This is a genomic window from Streptomyces sp. NRRL B-3229, from assembly GCF_000719505.1.
GTDB lineage: Bacteria > Actinomycetota > Actinomycetes > Streptomycetales > Streptomycetaceae > Streptomyces > Streptomyces griseorubiginosus.
This window is the reverse complement of sequence record NZ_JOGP01000028.1, coordinates 61,008-74,482: the sequence shown is the minus strand read 5'-3', so window position 1 is coordinate 74,482 and position 13,475 is coordinate 61,008. Positions and strand designations below refer to the sequence as shown.

15 protein-coding genes are annotated in these 13,475 nt (G+C 71.4%); 8 read left to right on the top strand and 7 right to left on the bottom strand.

Features of this window, described 5'->3' with window-relative positions:
- Positions 1-10: 10 nt before the first annotated feature.
- The gene (locus IF54_RS0133800) at positions 11-448 is read left to right on the top strand and encodes an SsgA family sporulation/cell division regulator (protein ID WP_030325827.1); all 438 of its coding nucleotides are present in this window, start codon (positions 11-13) and stop codon (positions 446-448) included.
- A gap of 116 nt (positions 449-564) precedes the next feature.
- The gene (locus IF54_RS0133795; protein ID WP_030325824.1) at positions 565-1,251 is read left to right on the top strand and encodes a DUF2238 domain-containing protein; all 687 of its coding nucleotides are present in this window, start codon (positions 565-567) and stop codon (positions 1,249-1,251) included.
- On the opposite strand, the gene IF54_RS0133790 is transcribed toward IF54_RS0133795, so the two are convergent.
- Together IF54_RS0133790 and IF54_RS0133785 are read right to left on the bottom strand one after the other, a co-directional pair.
- Complete coding sequence (locus IF54_RS0133790; RefSeq protein ID WP_030325822.1) at positions 1,172-1,657, bottom strand: DUF6328 family protein; 486 nt, start codon at positions 1,655-1,657, stop codon at positions 1,172-1,174. The two genes, IF54_RS0133795 and IF54_RS0133790, sit on opposite strands and share 80 nt — an antisense overlap.
- 84 nt (positions 1,658-1,741) lie before the next feature.
- Positions 1,742-2,725 carry an aldo/keto reductase gene (locus IF54_RS0133785; protein WP_030325820.1) on the bottom strand — a complete coding sequence of 328 codons (984 nt, stop codon included), beginning with the start codon at positions 2,723-2,725 and terminating at the stop codon, positions 1,742-1,744.
- A gap of 202 nt (positions 2,726-2,927) precedes the next feature.
- Here IF54_RS0133785 and IF54_RS0133780 point away from each other — a divergent pair, with 202 nt between their 5' ends.
- Positions 2,928-4,574, top strand: a complete 1,647-nt coding sequence (locus tag IF54_RS0133780) for a cholesterol oxidase substrate-binding domain-containing protein (protein WP_234439125.1) — start codon at positions 2,928-2,930, stop codon at positions 4,572-4,574.
- A 127-nt stretch (positions 4,575-4,701) separates the two neighbouring features.
- Here IF54_RS0133780 and IF54_RS0133775 read toward each other — a convergent pair whose 3' ends face one another.
- From IF54_RS0133775 to IF54_RS0133765, 3 genes are all read right to left on the bottom strand, one after another.
- Positions 4,702-5,286 carry a TetR family transcriptional regulator gene (locus IF54_RS0133775; RefSeq protein ID WP_030325816.1) on the bottom strand — a complete coding sequence of 195 codons (585 nt, stop codon included), beginning with the start codon at positions 5,284-5,286 and terminating at the stop codon, positions 4,702-4,704.
- Positions 5,283-6,761, bottom strand: a complete 1,479-nt coding sequence (locus IF54_RS0133770; RefSeq protein ID WP_030325814.1) for an MFS transporter — start codon at positions 6,759-6,761, stop codon at positions 5,283-5,285. Before IF54_RS0133770 ends, IF54_RS0133775 begins: the two co-directional genes overlap by 4 nt.
- A 93-nt stretch (positions 6,762-6,854) precedes the next feature.
- Positions 6,855-8,087, bottom strand: coding sequence for an FAD-dependent monooxygenase (locus IF54_RS0133765; protein WP_030325813.1), 1,233 nt, complete (start codon positions 8,085-8,087; stop codon positions 6,855-6,857).
- Positions 8,088-8,421: 334 nt separating this feature from the next.
- Between IF54_RS0133765 and melC1 the strand changes: the two genes are divergently transcribed.
- The 3 genes from melC1 to IF54_RS0133750 all read left to right on the top strand — a co-directional run bounded on the left by melC1 (position 8,422) and on the right by IF54_RS0133750 (position 10,159).
- Positions 8,422-8,766, top strand: a complete 345-nt coding sequence (gene melC1 / locus IF54_RS0133760) for an apotyrosinase chaperone MelC1 (protein WP_030325812.1) — start codon at positions 8,422-8,424, stop codon at positions 8,764-8,766.
- A 34-nt stretch (positions 8,767-8,800) separates the two neighbouring features.
- Positions 8,801-9,625, top strand: coding sequence for a tyrosinase MelC2 (melC2, locus tag IF54_RS0133755; protein WP_030325810.1), 825 nt, complete (start codon positions 8,801-8,803; stop codon positions 9,623-9,625).
- An 81-nt stretch (positions 9,626-9,706) separates the two neighbouring features.
- Positions 9,707-10,159: an SRPBCC family protein gene (locus IF54_RS0133750; RefSeq protein ID WP_030325808.1), complete on the top strand. Its 453-nt coding sequence runs from the start codon at positions 9,707-9,709 to the stop codon at positions 10,157-10,159.
- Positions 10,160-10,169: 10 nt separating this feature from the next.
- Here the strand turns inward: IF54_RS0133750 and IF54_RS0133745 are convergent, their stop codons facing one another.
- Positions 10,170-10,886 carry a ribonuclease H family protein gene (locus tag IF54_RS0133745; protein ID WP_030325806.1) on the bottom strand — a complete coding sequence of 239 codons (717 nt, stop codon included), beginning with the start codon at positions 10,884-10,886 and terminating at the stop codon, positions 10,170-10,172.
- Positions 10,887-10,969: 83 nt separating this feature from the next.
- Positions 10,970-11,770, bottom strand: a complete 801-nt coding sequence (locus IF54_RS0133740; RefSeq protein ID WP_078852195.1) for a VOC family protein — start codon at positions 11,768-11,770, stop codon at positions 10,970-10,972.
- Between the two features lie 322 nt (positions 11,771-12,092).
- Here IF54_RS0133740 and IF54_RS0133735 point away from each other — a divergent pair, with 322 nt between their 5' ends.
- Complete coding sequence (locus IF54_RS0133735) at positions 12,093-12,482, top strand: response regulator (protein ID WP_030325802.1); 390 nt, start codon at positions 12,093-12,095, stop codon at positions 12,480-12,482.
- An 81-nt stretch (positions 12,483-12,563) separates the two neighbouring features.
- Positions 12,564-13,472, top strand: a complete 909-nt coding sequence (locus IF54_RS0133730; protein ID WP_030325800.1) for an SGNH/GDSL hydrolase family protein — start codon at positions 12,564-12,566, stop codon at positions 13,470-13,472.
- The last annotated feature ends 3 nt before the right edge of the window (positions 13,473-13,475 follow it).

The window sequence follows — 13,475 nt, the reverse complement described above, 5'->3', positions numbered from 1 at the left end:
AGGCCTCCAGGTGAACTCCTTCGTCCGCAGGACCGCGCACAAGACCCTCGTCGTGCAACTCCAGGCGGGCGGCACGGACCGATGTCCCGTGCTCGCCCACCTGGGATACGACGCGGCGGACCCGTTCGCGGTCACCGCGGTGTTCAGCCATGACGGCCGGGTGCTGGCGCGCTGGCGGCTGGACCGGGAGATGCTCACCGAGGGCCTGAGCGGCCCGGTGGGCGTCGGGGACGTGCGAATGGGCCCCGTGTCGACCGGGGTGTGGGAGGAGCTGCGCATGGAGTTCTACGGCGAGGTCCGCCCCGACGGAGGCCGTCAGCATGCGGTGGTCTTCGCCTGGGCACCGGCGATGGCCTCCTTCCTGCGTGAGACCCGTGAGGTCGTGCCGCCGGGCCAGGAGGAGGTCAGCGTCGACGACTTCCTGGCCTCGGTCATCGCGGGCGGCTGAGACCGGGGCCAGGACCGGCCGACCGGGGCCTGTACGCAGCCGCTTGAGTAGCCGTACTCATGCCACCGCCGACGGGTTCCCCCGACGATGAGGGCTCCTACGAGAAGGAGCACCTCATGACCGCTGTGCGAAGGCCGCTGCCCGTTCTGCTCGCGTGGGCCGTGGTCGCCGCGCTGGCCCTCTCCGCCTGGGGCCCGCGCGACCGCACCACCTGGTTCCTGGAGACCGTGTGGGTCCTGGTCGGGCTGCCCCTGATCGTGCTGACCTGGCGCCGCTTCCCGCTCACCGACCTGCTGTGCGCTCTGCTCGCGGTGCACGCGCTCGTGCTGATGGTGGGGGGCCACTACACCTACGCGCAGGTCCCGCTCGGCGACTGGGTGCGCGACACGTTCGGGCTCGACCGCAATCCCTACGACCGCTTCGGCCACCTGATGCAGGGCTTCGTGCCGGCGGTCCTGGTGCGGGAGTTGCTCAGCCGGACCTCACCGCTGCGGGGCAGCCGCTGGCTGGCGCCGCTGACGGTGTGCGCGTGTCTGGCGTTCAGTGCCGTCTTCGAGATGCTGGAGTGGGCGGCCGCGGTGATCGGCGGCCAGGCGGCGGACGCCTTCCTGGCCACCCAGGGCGATGTCTGGGACACCCAGTGGGACATGTTCTGCGCGCTCATCGGCGCCACGGTGTCGGTGCTCGTCCTGAGCCGTGCGCACGACCGGCAACTCGACCGGCTCAGTCCGTCGTGTAGCGGCGCCGGGTCCACAGCGGCAGAACGAACCAGCACAGCAGGTACCAGGCCACGACTGCGGTGACGAGCCAGGGCACCCACGAGTCGTGGGTGGCGACCCGCAGGACCAGCAGCAGGGCCGCGGTCATCGTCGTCAGGAGCAGGACCAGTCCCACGAAGGTCAGCCGGGAGGCGATCCGCACGGCCTGGGGTTTGATACGGCGCCCGGAGACGAGGCGGTGCAGGGACACCGGTCCGATGAGGGCGCCGGTGGCGCAGGAGCCGAGGACCACGGTCACGATGTAGATGACCTGGTCGGTGTGGGCCAGGTTGGCGTACTTCGGTGTGAAGACCACGGTCAGCAGAAAGCCGAAGAGGATCTGCACACCTGTCTGCGCGACGCGTATCTCCTGGATGAGTTCGCCCCACATGCGGTCCGCGCGCTCTTCCTCGGTCTCGTCGCGGCCTGTCCGTGTCACCGTGTCGACCATGCGCTACGTGTATCCGGTGACTGATCGTTCAAACAGCAGTGCGGCTCCGGGAACCGCGGACCGGGACCCGGAGCCGCGCGTGCCTCACCAGCGGTTCTCGACCTGGTCCTTGATCCGCCGGTCGTAGAGGTCACGGATCGCCGCGAGGGTCTCCTCGGAGAGCGGCGGCAGCTTGGCGGCGGCCGCGTTGGCGCGGGCCTGCTCGGGCGAGCGGGCGCCGGGGATGACGGTGGTGACGCCGGGCTGCTCGACGATCCAGCGCAGCGCGAGCTGGGCCGGGCTGTAGCCCTCGGGGGCGAGCGCGGAGAACTCCGCGGCGGCCTCCACGCCGGTCGCGTAGTCGACGCCGGAGAAGGTCTCGCCGACGTCGAAGGCCTCGCCGTGCCGGTTGTAGGCGCGGTGGTCGTTCTCCGGGAAGACGGTGTCCCGGGTGTACTTGCCGGACAGCAGGCCGGAGGCCAGCGGGACGCGGGCGATGATGCCGACGCCCGCCTCGCGCGCCGCGGGCAGCACCTCCAGCAGGGGCTTCATCCGGAAGGCGTTGAGGATGATCTGCACGCTCGCCACGCCCGGCCGGGCGATCGCGGTCAGCGCCTCCTCGCAGGTCTCGACGCTGACGCCGTAGTGGGCGATGCGCTCCTCCTCGACCAGGGTGTCGAGGGCGTCGAACACCTCGTCGCTGGAGTAGACGGGGGTGGGCGGGCAGTGCAGCTGGACCAGGTCGATGCGGTCGACGCCGAGGTTGCGGCGGGAACGGTCGTTCCAGGCGCGGAAGTTGTCGAGGACGTAGTTCTCGGGGATCTGGTCGACGCGGCGGCCCATCTTGGTCGCGACCAGCACGTGCAGATCGGGCCTGCCGCTCAGGAAGGCGGAGATGGTCTGCTCGCTGCGTCCGTCTCCGTACACGTCGGCGGTGTCGAAGAAGGTGACGCCGGACTCGGCCGCCGCCTCCAGTACCGCGAGGGCTTCCTTGTCGTCGACGTCTCCCCAGTCGGCACCCAGCTGCCAGGTGCCGAGGCCGATGACGGATGCGTGCTGCTGCGACCTGCCGAATGTGCGCTCGTCCATGCCGTCAGTCTGTCATCTGTCGCCGACCTGCGCGGAACGGGTGGCTCCGTGGCGGGACCTGTGAGTTGTTCACTCGCAAGGGTGACACGTTTCGACGTAAGGCATGCACGTGTCAACATCCGCCTAGCGTGACCCCGTGACTGATCGTTTCGTGAGCAACCACCCGCAGAACACCCCGCCCTGGTCCCGTCGCGGCTTCCTCATGAGTGCCGCCGCCCTGGCCGCCGTACCGATTCTGCTGCCGGCGGATCCGGTGGCCGCGGCGGAGCAGCTGCCCGGCTTCCCGGCCGGTGTGGGCCTCTACCGTTCGGCGTACCGGAACTGGGTCGGCGAGATCACCGCCGACGGACTGTGGGCCTGTGCGCCGACGGATGCCGACCAGGTGGTCGAGGTCGTCAACTGGGCCTGGCGGCACGGCTGGCGGGTGCGCGCCCGGGGTTCCTCGCACGGCTGGTCGCCCCTCACGATCACCGAGGGCACCACCTCGGACGCGCCCGTCCTCCTCGTCGACACCGCAGCCCACCTCACCGGCCTGTCCCTGGACTCCGCCTCCGCGGTGCGGGCCGGCACCGGCGTCACGCTGGAGGCGCTGCTGACCTATCTGGAGGGCCACGGCCTCGGGGTCACCGCCGCGCCCGCGCCCGGCGACCTCACGCTGGGCGGGGCGCTCGCGATCGACGCACACGGCACGGCAGTCCCGGCGGACGGGGAGCAGCGGCTGCCGGGGCAGACCTACGGCTCGCTCAGCAACCGGATCCTGTCACTGACGGCGGTGGTGTGGGACGAGGGCAGCGGGGCCTACGCCCTGCGGGAGTTCGACCGCGCGGAGGCCGACAGCGCCGCTCTGCTCGCTCATCTGGGGCGGGCCTTCGTCACCGAGGTCGTGCTGCGGGTCGGCGCGAACAGCAATCTGCGGTGCGTGAGCCGGGTCGACATTCCGGCCGCCGAACTCTTCGCGGCTCCCGGAGGTGACGGGCGGACCTTCGCGAGCTTCCTGGAGGAGTCCGGGCGGGTGGAGGCGATCTGGTTCGCCTTCACGGAGTTCCCGTGGCTGAAGGTGTGGAGCGTGGCGCCCACCAGGCCGCTGACCTCACGGCGCGTGACCTCGCCGTACAACTACCCCTTCTCCGACAACGTGCCGGCTCTCGTCGCCGATCTGGCCGGGCGGATGGTGTCGGACGCGGCCTGGTACCTGGCGCCGGTCCTCGGGAACGCACAGCTGGACGTGGCGACCGTCGGACTCACCGCGACGCTGTCGGCGGACATCTGGGGACCGTCGAAGAACACGCTGCTGTACGTCAGGCCGACCACGCTCCGGGTGACCGCGAACGGCTATGCGGTCCTGACCTCGCGGGACCAGGTGCAGCAGGTCGTCTCGGAGTTCACGGACTTCTACCGGGAGCGCCTGGCCGCGTACACGGCCCGGGGGCGCTTCCCCGTCAACGGGACCGTCGAGATCCGGGTGACCGGGCTCGACGATCCGGACGAGGTCGGCGTGGCGGGGGCGCGGGCTCCGCTGCTGTCGGCGCTGCGTCCGGACGGGGCGCGTCCCGAGCGGGACACGGCGGTGTGGCTGGACATCCTCACGCTGCCGGGGACGCCGTACGCGGAGGCCTTCCTGCGGGAGGTCGAGCAGTTCCTGTTCGAGGGCTACGACGGGACGCGCGTCGAGTGGTCCAAGGGGTGGGCCTACACGGACGACGCGGTGTGGGCGGACGAGGAGGTGCTCGGCACGGCGATTCCGGGGTCGTTCGGGGAGGCGGTGTGGGGGCAGGTGTCCGGGGTGCTGGACCGGCTCGACCCGCACCGCGTGTTCGGCAACGCGTTCCTGGACCGGCTCTTCCGCTAGGGCGCCGGACGGACCGCGCCGCTCAAGGCGCGGCCGGCTCTTCCGCCAGGGCGCAGGACGGACCGCGCGGCTCAGGGCGCGCCGGACGGGCCGTCACGGCTCGGGGGGTCAAGTGGTCCTGTACGGCTCAAGGCGTCAAGTGGGCCTGCACGGTCGGGGCGTAGCGGTCCACCACGTCCTCCACCGCGCGCGCCCTCAGCTCGGTGCCCCGCGCGATGCCGTACATCACGCCGAGGCCCAGCAGGGTGCCCACCGCCAGTTCCGCCCGCAGGCCCGCCTCGGGGCCCGTCAGGCGCCCCGCGAGCCGTTCCACCACCTGCGTACGGAAGTTGACCCGGAGGATGTCGCCGTGTTCCCCCTGCACGGGGGCGAAGGCGATCCGCAGCAGGGGGTCGGCGCCGCGTTCGAGCTGGCTGGTGAGGACATGGCGGACCATGTGCCGGCCCAGTTCGTCCAGGGGCGCGTCGAGCAGGGCCGCCGCGTCGGACTCGAAGGACATGACACGGGCGAACAGGGTGTCCTTGTTGCCGAAGTACTTGACGATCAACGGCGGGCTGACACCGGCGCGGTCGGCGACCGCCTTCAGGGTGATGTCGGCGTGCGGGGTGCGGGCCAGGAGGAAACGGGCGGCGCGGAGGATCGCGGCCTTCGTCTCCGCGGCGTCCCGGCGGGCCGGTACGGCGGTGGGGGGCGGCGTGCTCACGGCACTCATGCTCCCTCCCGCACCTCGCCCCGCGCACCCCGGGTGCGGTCCCCGTCCTCCTGGGTGCCCTCGGGGGCGGAGTCGCCGGGGATGGTCAAGGCCGCCGCGCAGGCCGCGAGGGCGACCGCGCCCGCCATCGCGAAGGCGAGCAGATAGCCGTGCAGGGTGGGCACCGGGGCGCCGGCGACGAGGCTGGTGTGATGCACCAGGACCGCGGCGACCGCCGCGCTGGAAGCGGCCTGGCCGATGGTGCGCATCAGGACGTTGACGCCGTTGGCGGAGGCCGTCTGCTCGGCCGGGACGGCCCGCAGGATCAGGGTGGGCAGGGCCGAGTAGGCGAGGGTGGTGCCGGTGGACACCACGGTCGCGCCCAGGATGACCATCCACAGGTCCCGGCTGTCGGCGATGCGCAGCGCGTAGCCGCACGCGATGACCGCGGCGCCGAGGGCAAGCGTGACGCGCGGGCCGCGGGCGGTGGAGATGCGGGCCGACAGCGGTGAGAACAGCAGCATGGTGACGCCGCCCGGCAGAAGGCACAGGCCGGTGGCGACGATCGACAGGCCGAGTCCGTAGCCGGTGGCCTTCGGTGCCTGCACCAGCTGGGCCGTCACCAGGGAGTTGGCGTAGAACGCGAAGCCGGTGAGCAGGGCCGCCACATGGGACAGGCCCACCCGTGGCCGGGTGACGAGCCGCAGGTCCACCAGGGGCTGCTCGGTGCGCAGTTGGCGCCACCACCACACCGCCAGTACGGCGGCGGAGCCCAGGAAGAGACCCAGCTCTCGGGGGCTCCCCCAGCCCCACTGGCCGCCCTGGGACACCCCGAGCAGCAGGCTCACCAGACCCACGGCCAGTCCGAGAGCGCCCCACAGGTCGAAGCGGCCGGGCCGGCGTACCGGCGACTCGCGGACCGCCCATGTCACGGCGGTCACGCCCAGGGCACCCAGGGCACTGGTCATCCAGAACATGGTGTGCCAGTCGGCGTACTGGACGACCATCGCGGCCAGCGGCAGGCCGAGGGCGGCCCCGATGCCGACGGTGGAGCTCATCATCGCGACCGCGGAACCCCGCCGCTCGGGCGGGAGTTCGTCGCGCAGGATGCTGATCGACAGCGGCACCACGGAGGCGGCGGCGCCCTGGAGGGCGCGGGCCGCGATGAGCACGGTGATGTCGGACGACAGGGCGCACATCACCGAGCCGACCGTCATCAGGACCAGGGACGCCGTCAGCACCCTGCGCTTGCCGTACATGTCGCCGGCCCGGCCTAGGACCGGGGTGAGGACCGCTCCGGACAGCAGGGTCGCGGTGACCATCCAGGAGACGGCTGCGGCGGAGGAGTGCGTGAGCCGGGGCAGGTCGGGCAGCAGGGGGACGACCACGGTCTGCATGACGGCCATGAGCGTGCCGCACATCGCGAGCACCGGCACGGTCGGTCTGGGGCGCGGGCCTGTTCCGCGTGGCGGGGATATCGGGCCCTGCTGGTCCATCGGCGCTCCGCATTCGACAGGGAAAGCAGTGGTGAATGGCGATTCACTCTAGCGGTGAATCGCCATTCACCCAACTCTTTCCGAGGTCTGCGGCTATTTACGGGAGGACAGCTCCCGCGCGTGCACGCTGCGCGCCAGCTTCGGGCCGAGCCAGCGCTTGAACCGGCGCAGGGCCTCCAGCTGCCCGGCCGCCTTGTCGATGCGGTAGTACAGCTGCGGCGGGACATAGGGCAGCAGGGGCGAGTGCCGCTGGCCGAGCAGGGCGAACATCTGCTCCGGCGGCAGGCCGATGTAGCGCGTCAGGTTCTCGTACCACTGGGCGCTGTAGCGGGCCGCGCTCTGCACGGAGAGCAGTTCCGCGGTGCGCTGCCGCTGGTAGCGGGCGAGGGCCTTTGGCAGCTCGGCGTGCTCGCGCAGGGCGTCGGCCAGGGCGATGGCGTCCTCCAGGGCGAGGGTGGTGCCGGCGCCGATGGAGTAGTGGGTGGTGTGGGCGGCGTCGCCGAGGAGGACCAGGTTGCCGCGGTGCCAGGTCCTGTTGGTCAGGGTGCGGAAGGTCAGCCACTGGGCGCGGCCCGAGCCCGCGGAGCGGCCGATCAGCGGGTGGCCGTCGAGGATGTCGGCGAACAGCTTCTCCAGTTGGACGAGCCCCTCGGCCTCGTCGGCGTGGTCGAGACCGAGACCGGTCCAGGTCTCGGGCGCGCACTCGACGACGACGGTGCTGCGCTCGGGGCTGAAGGCGTAGCCGTAGCACCAGACCCAGCCGTGCTCGGTCTCGACGAAGGCAAAGGTGAAGGAGTCGAAGACCTTGCCGGTGCCGAGCCAGATGTAGCGGTTGCGGCCCTCCTTGACCTCGGCGCCGAAGTCGTCGGCGTGTCCGGTGCGCAGAGCGCTGTTCACGCCGTCGCCGGCCACGATGAGGTCGGCCCCGGCGAGGTCACCGGCGGTGAGGTCGGCGGCGGTGATCCCGCGCTCGAACTCCACTTGGACACCCAGCGCGCGGGCCCGTGCGACGAGGATCTCCAGCAGGCGGTGCCGGCCGATGCCGTGGCCGAGGTCGCTGGGGCGCCGGGTGACGAGGTCACGGACGCGGGCCTCGCCCTCGTTCCAGGTGACCGACGCCTCCTCGATCGCGCGGGCCGACTCGGGGTCATGGGCGTGCAGCTTGTCGAGCAGCCCCCGCCAGTAGGTCACGCCCCAGCCGTAGGTCGAGCCCTCCGGGTCGCGCTCGTGGACCGTGATGTCGTGGGACGGGTCCTGCTGCTTCAGCAGGATCGAGAGATACAGGCCGGCGGGCCCGCCGCCGACGCAGGCGACCTTCACACGCACCCCTAGTCATTACCCAAAGCGGTCGATTGGCAACGCAGGGTAGCAGCCGGGGGTCATCGGCCCCGCGCTTCGGATCGCGCCACTTTCCGCACGTGAGGCGGGCCACTGCCTGCGGGTCCGCCCGCAAAGGATCATCGAATCCACGGCCCGCGGGCGAAGGAATTCCTCCGTCCGGGTTCCGGAAAACCCTCTCCACAGCAAGATCATCTTTGTTCAATGCTGTACGACATGTAGGGAATTGTCTGGATCACGGCCAACCCGTCTCGAGTGATTTCTCCCGCTCTCGGCAGGGCCGATAGGCATGCGGAGTCCGTCAACTCAGGAGGAACACCGCATGCCGGAACTCACCCGCCGTACCGCGCTCGCCGCTACGGCCGCCCTCGCCGCGGCGACCGTCGCCACACCGCGCGCATCCGCCGAGGGCCACGACCACGGTTCCCCCGAGGCCTTCGACGAGGTCTACCGGGGGCGCCGGATACGGGGCCGGGCCACCGGCGGTCACCACGGGGGCTGGCTCGTCACGGTCGACGGTGTGGAGCTGCACACGATGCAGAACGCCGACGGCACCTGGATCAGCGTCGTCAGCCACTACGACCCGGTGCCCACCCCGCGCGCCGCCGCGCGGGCCGCCGTGGACGAGCTCCAGGGCGCACGGCTGCTGCCGTTCCCCGCCAACTGACCGCCCCGTACGTCTCTTTGGAGCACCCGCACACATGACCGTCCGCAAGAACCAGGCCACCCTGACCGCCGACGAGAAGCGGCGCTTCACCGCCGCCGTCCTGGAGCTGAAGCGCTCCGGCCGCTACGACGCGTTCGTCACCACGCACAACGGCTTCATCATGGCCGACACCGACAACGGCGCGCGCACGGGCCACCGTTCGCCCTCCTTCCTGCCCTGGCACCGCAGATTCCTGCTCGACTTCGAACGTGCCCTCCAGTCCGTCGACGCCTCGGTCGCCCTCCCCTACTGGGACTGGAGCAGCGACCGCTCGACGCGTGCCTCGCTGTGGGCGCCCGACTTCCTGGGTGGCACCGGGCGCAGCCGGGACGGGCGGGTGATGGACGGCCCGTTCGCCGCGGACAGCGGCAACTGGCCGATCAACGTGCGGGTCGACGGCCGTACGTATCTCCGTCGCGCCCTCGGCGCCGGGGTACGGGAGTTGCCGACCCGGGCCGAGGTGGACTCGGTGCTGTCCCTGGCGACGTACGACATGGCGCCCTGGAACAGCGCCTCGGACGGGTTCCGCAACCATCTGGAGGGCTGGCGCGGCGTCAATCTGCACAACCGGGTCCATGTGTGGGTCGGCGGGCAGATGGCCACCGGCGTGTCCCCGAACGACCCGGTGTTCTGGCTGCACCACGCGTACGTGGACAAGCTGTGGGCCGAGTGGCAGCGGCGGCACCCGGACTCCCGGTACGTGCCGGCCGCGGGCACCCCGGATGTCGTCGACCTCGACGAGACCATGCGGCCGTGGAACGACGTGCGGCCCGCCGACCTGCTGGACCACAGGAGCCACTACACCTTCGACACCGAATAAGAGTCGCTTGCTCCGGTTTGCCCTGCGGGGCGTGCGGTACCCGCGCCGTACACACCGAGAGGACGAAGGAGGGATTCACCCGTGTCGCAGGTCGAGGAATCCATCGAGGTCGGCGTGCCGGTGCACACCGCCTACAACCAGTGGACACAGTTCGAGACCTTCCCCGAGTTCATGAGCGGGGTCGAGCGCATCGAGCAGCGGACCGACACGCTCACGCACTGGGTGACCAACGTCAACGGGGTGCACAGGGAGTTCGACGCGGAGATCACCGAGCAGATCCCGGACGAGCGGGTCGCGTGGACCACGATCGCCGGTGAGGCCAAGCAGGCCGGTGCGGTCACCTTCCACCGCCTCGACGAGGGTCACACCAAGGTGATGCTCCAGATGGACTTCCACCCGGACAGCATCACCGAGAAGGTCGGCGACAAGCTCGGGTTCGTGAAGCGGCAGACCAAGGGCGACCTGGAGCGCTTCAAGACGTTCATCGAGCAGCGCGGCCGGGAGACCGGCGAGTGGCGCGGGGCGGTGATCTGACCGCCTCGGGCTAGCCGGCCCCTTCCGTACGGCACTCCGGGTGCCCCCAGCCCTGGGCGTTCTTGGCGATGGGCTCGCCCGCCGCGTAGGAGCGTCCGCACAGGCACCGGCCGGGGAACTTGGCCTTGATCGTGCGGGAGGACGAACCGGACGAACCTGAGGACGAACCACCGCTCCGCCTGGGCGACTTGGCCCGGGCGGGGCGGTCGGCTTTCGGGGTGTCCGGCGACGGCGGTGGCACCGGGGAGCCGAGGGCGCTGCTCGCGGGCTCCTGGACGATGGCCGCCTGGCTGGCCGCGCGGTCGGCGAAGTCGTTGAGCGGGTCGCCGTCGACCTGGTGCGCGGGGACGTAGCGGAACTCGACCGTACGGCCGTCGAGCAGTTCGTCGATGCGGACCACGAGGTCCTGGTTGGCGACCGGCTTGCCCGCCGAGGTCTTCCAGCCGTTGCGCTTCCAGCCCGGCAGCCAGGTGGTGACCGCCTTCATGGCGTACTGGGAGTCCATCCGGATCTCCAGCGGCACGTCAGGGTCGGTCGCGGCCAACAGCCGCTCCAGCGCGGTCAGTTCGGCGACGTTGTTGGTGGCCTTGCCGAGCGGGCCGGCCTCCCAGCGGTCCGGGGTCTCGCTCGCGTCGGCAAGCACCCAGGCCCAGGCCGCGGGTCCCGGATTTCCCTTCGAAGCCCCGTCGCACGCGGCCACCAGTCGTTCACGCATGCGCCCGATCATGCCATGAGCGGACGACGGCCCTCGCCGCGACGACAGCCGCCGACGTCCGGCGTACCGATCAGGACGGCCACTGCACAGGTCGGCTACAGCACGTCGGAGATGTGCGGAATCTCGCCCTGCGTCCTCGTCACGTCGATGACCGAGAAGCTCGCGCCCTGCGGGTCGCTGAGCGCCGCGAAGCGGCCGAACGGGGTGTCCATCGGGCCGAACCGCAGGACGCCCCCGCGCCCGGTGGCGCGGGCGACGGCGCCGTCGCAGTCGTCGACGGTGAAGTAGACGTTGATGTACGCGGGCACCTCGGGCGGGAACTCCTCGCCCATCTTCATGCGGCCGAGGACGGTGTCGTCGCCGACGTTGAACATCCGGAAGTCCATGGCGTCGTCCTCCATCTGCTTGGCGGTGTAGCCGAACACCGCCGGGAAGAACGCGTCGGACTTCCCGGGCTCGCGGGTGTACACCTCGGCCCAGCAGAACGCCCCGGGCTGCTCGGGCGGGGCCTCGAACCCCTCGTGGACGCCCGCCTGCCACACACCGAAGACGACCCCGCCCGGGTCGCGGCCCAGGCACATCGTGCCGAAGTCGCCCACCTGCATGGGCTCCATCAGCACCTCGCCGCCGTGCTCACGGATCCTGGCAGCGGTCGCGGCCGCGTCCGGCGAGGCGAGATACAGGCACCACTGCGACTGCCCCTCCTGGCCGGGCATGGGCGGGACGACGGCCGCCACGGCCTTCCCCGCGGCGTAGGCCTGGGTGTAGTTGCCGTACTCCGACGACGACTCGCCGAAGGTCCAGCCGAGGACGTCTCCGTAGAAGCTCTTGGCCCCCTCGACGTCGCCGAACATCGCATCGGCCCAGCAGGGGGTTCCCTCAGGTCGTACGGCCATGATCGCGGCCTTCCCGAATCGGTGGCAGGTCCGGTTCCTCACGCTAGCCACCGGTCCGCCCGAGCGCGCGTCGAAGCGGGGTCCCCGTGCAGAGCGCGCGTCCGAGCGGGGTCCCCGTGCAGAGCGCGCGTCCGAGCGGGGTCCCCGGGGCACGGGCGACCCCGAGGAGCGCGCGGCCACTCATGGTGCGCCGACTGCCTCACCAGGCAGGTTTACACCTTCCCTGTCGTGAAGCCGCCCTCTTCACGCCCTGATCGACAGGCACCGCGGCTGTTTGGCTTGTCCTGCGTACGGCCAGCCCACTCACCTCCCAGCAGGGAACGTGTCCACACCGGACAGCGCCACCGGCGCCGCCGTCGACGAACCGGAACCCCCGGCCCGAGCCGCACCGACCAGCCTCGGCACCCAGGCCGCCCGGCAGCTCGCCACCACCACCAAGACCGAACCCCAGATGCAGGCCACGGAGAGCGGGTCCTTCGACGTCGTGCTGTGCGATCTGGGACTGCCGGACATCGACGGCTGCACGGTCGCCCGCCGGATGCGGGCCCGGCCCGACGGCGGCCGACCGCGTCTGATCGCGGTCTCCGGCTTCAGCCGGGGCACGGACCGGGCGCTGTCCAGGGCGGCCGGGTTCGACGCCCATCTGACCGAGCCGCTGCCGCTGACCGACCTGCTGGAGTTCCTGGAGAAGCCCGGCGAGGACGGCGACTGAACCGGTCCGGGCGTCTTCCCCCTTGCCCCCGGCTGTGCTTGCCTGGGGAACCGTTTCTCGGCGACCGGGGCGGAGTCGCACATGCGCAGACCGTGGATCGTGGCGGTGCTGACCGGAGTACTGCTGCTCGGCGCGTGCAGCGACCCCTCCGACGGGCCGGAGAAGGCCCCGCCGACCCCGGACGTCCCGCGTGCGGCCACGACGCATCAGCGCTCCCAGACCTCCCCGAGCACCGCCCCCGAGGTCGTCGCCCCGCGCGTGCTCTATCTCGGCGACTCCCTCGCCATGGAGGCCCAGCGGGTGCTCGGGCAGGAGCTGCGCCGCGAGCTGCGGGCGACGTACACGAGCGCGCCGTACTCGGGCACGACCCTGTGCGACTACCTGGAGGGCACCGGGAAGAAGTCGCTGGTGCCCGACCGGGACAAGGCGGCCGCGCTGGTCCGGGCGCTGCACCCGGACTACGTGGTGATGCAGTTCTGGGGCAACGCGTGGGGCTACACCTGGTGCATGGACGGGATCAGTCATGCCGGCGCACCGCAGAGGTACTTCAGCAGGTACCGGGCGGACCTGCGGAGACTGACCGATCAGATCGCCGCGGCGGGCGGGGCGCACCGGCCGCGGATCGTGTGGGTGGCCCAGGGCCCGGACCCGATCACCCCCGACCGGGTCCGGCGTGTGAACGAGCTGTACGAGGAGCAGGCGGCCGCCTCGGGTGACGCGGTGGCCGACGCGGGGGCCACGGTGGCGCCCGCCGGGGCCCGCTACTCGTGGGTGCAGTACCTGCCCTGCACCGCGTACGAGAAGGAACACCCTGTCTACTGCACCCAGCCGGACCGCGACCGGACCGCCCTCCACCTGGACAAGGACTACCTGCACTTCTGCCTGGCACCGACGACGTCCACGCCCCGGCCGTGCCCGGTCCGCTCCCCCGGCATCCTGCGGATCGCCCGGGAGATCACCCGGGTGATCGGCAGGACACCCGCCGGCTGACGC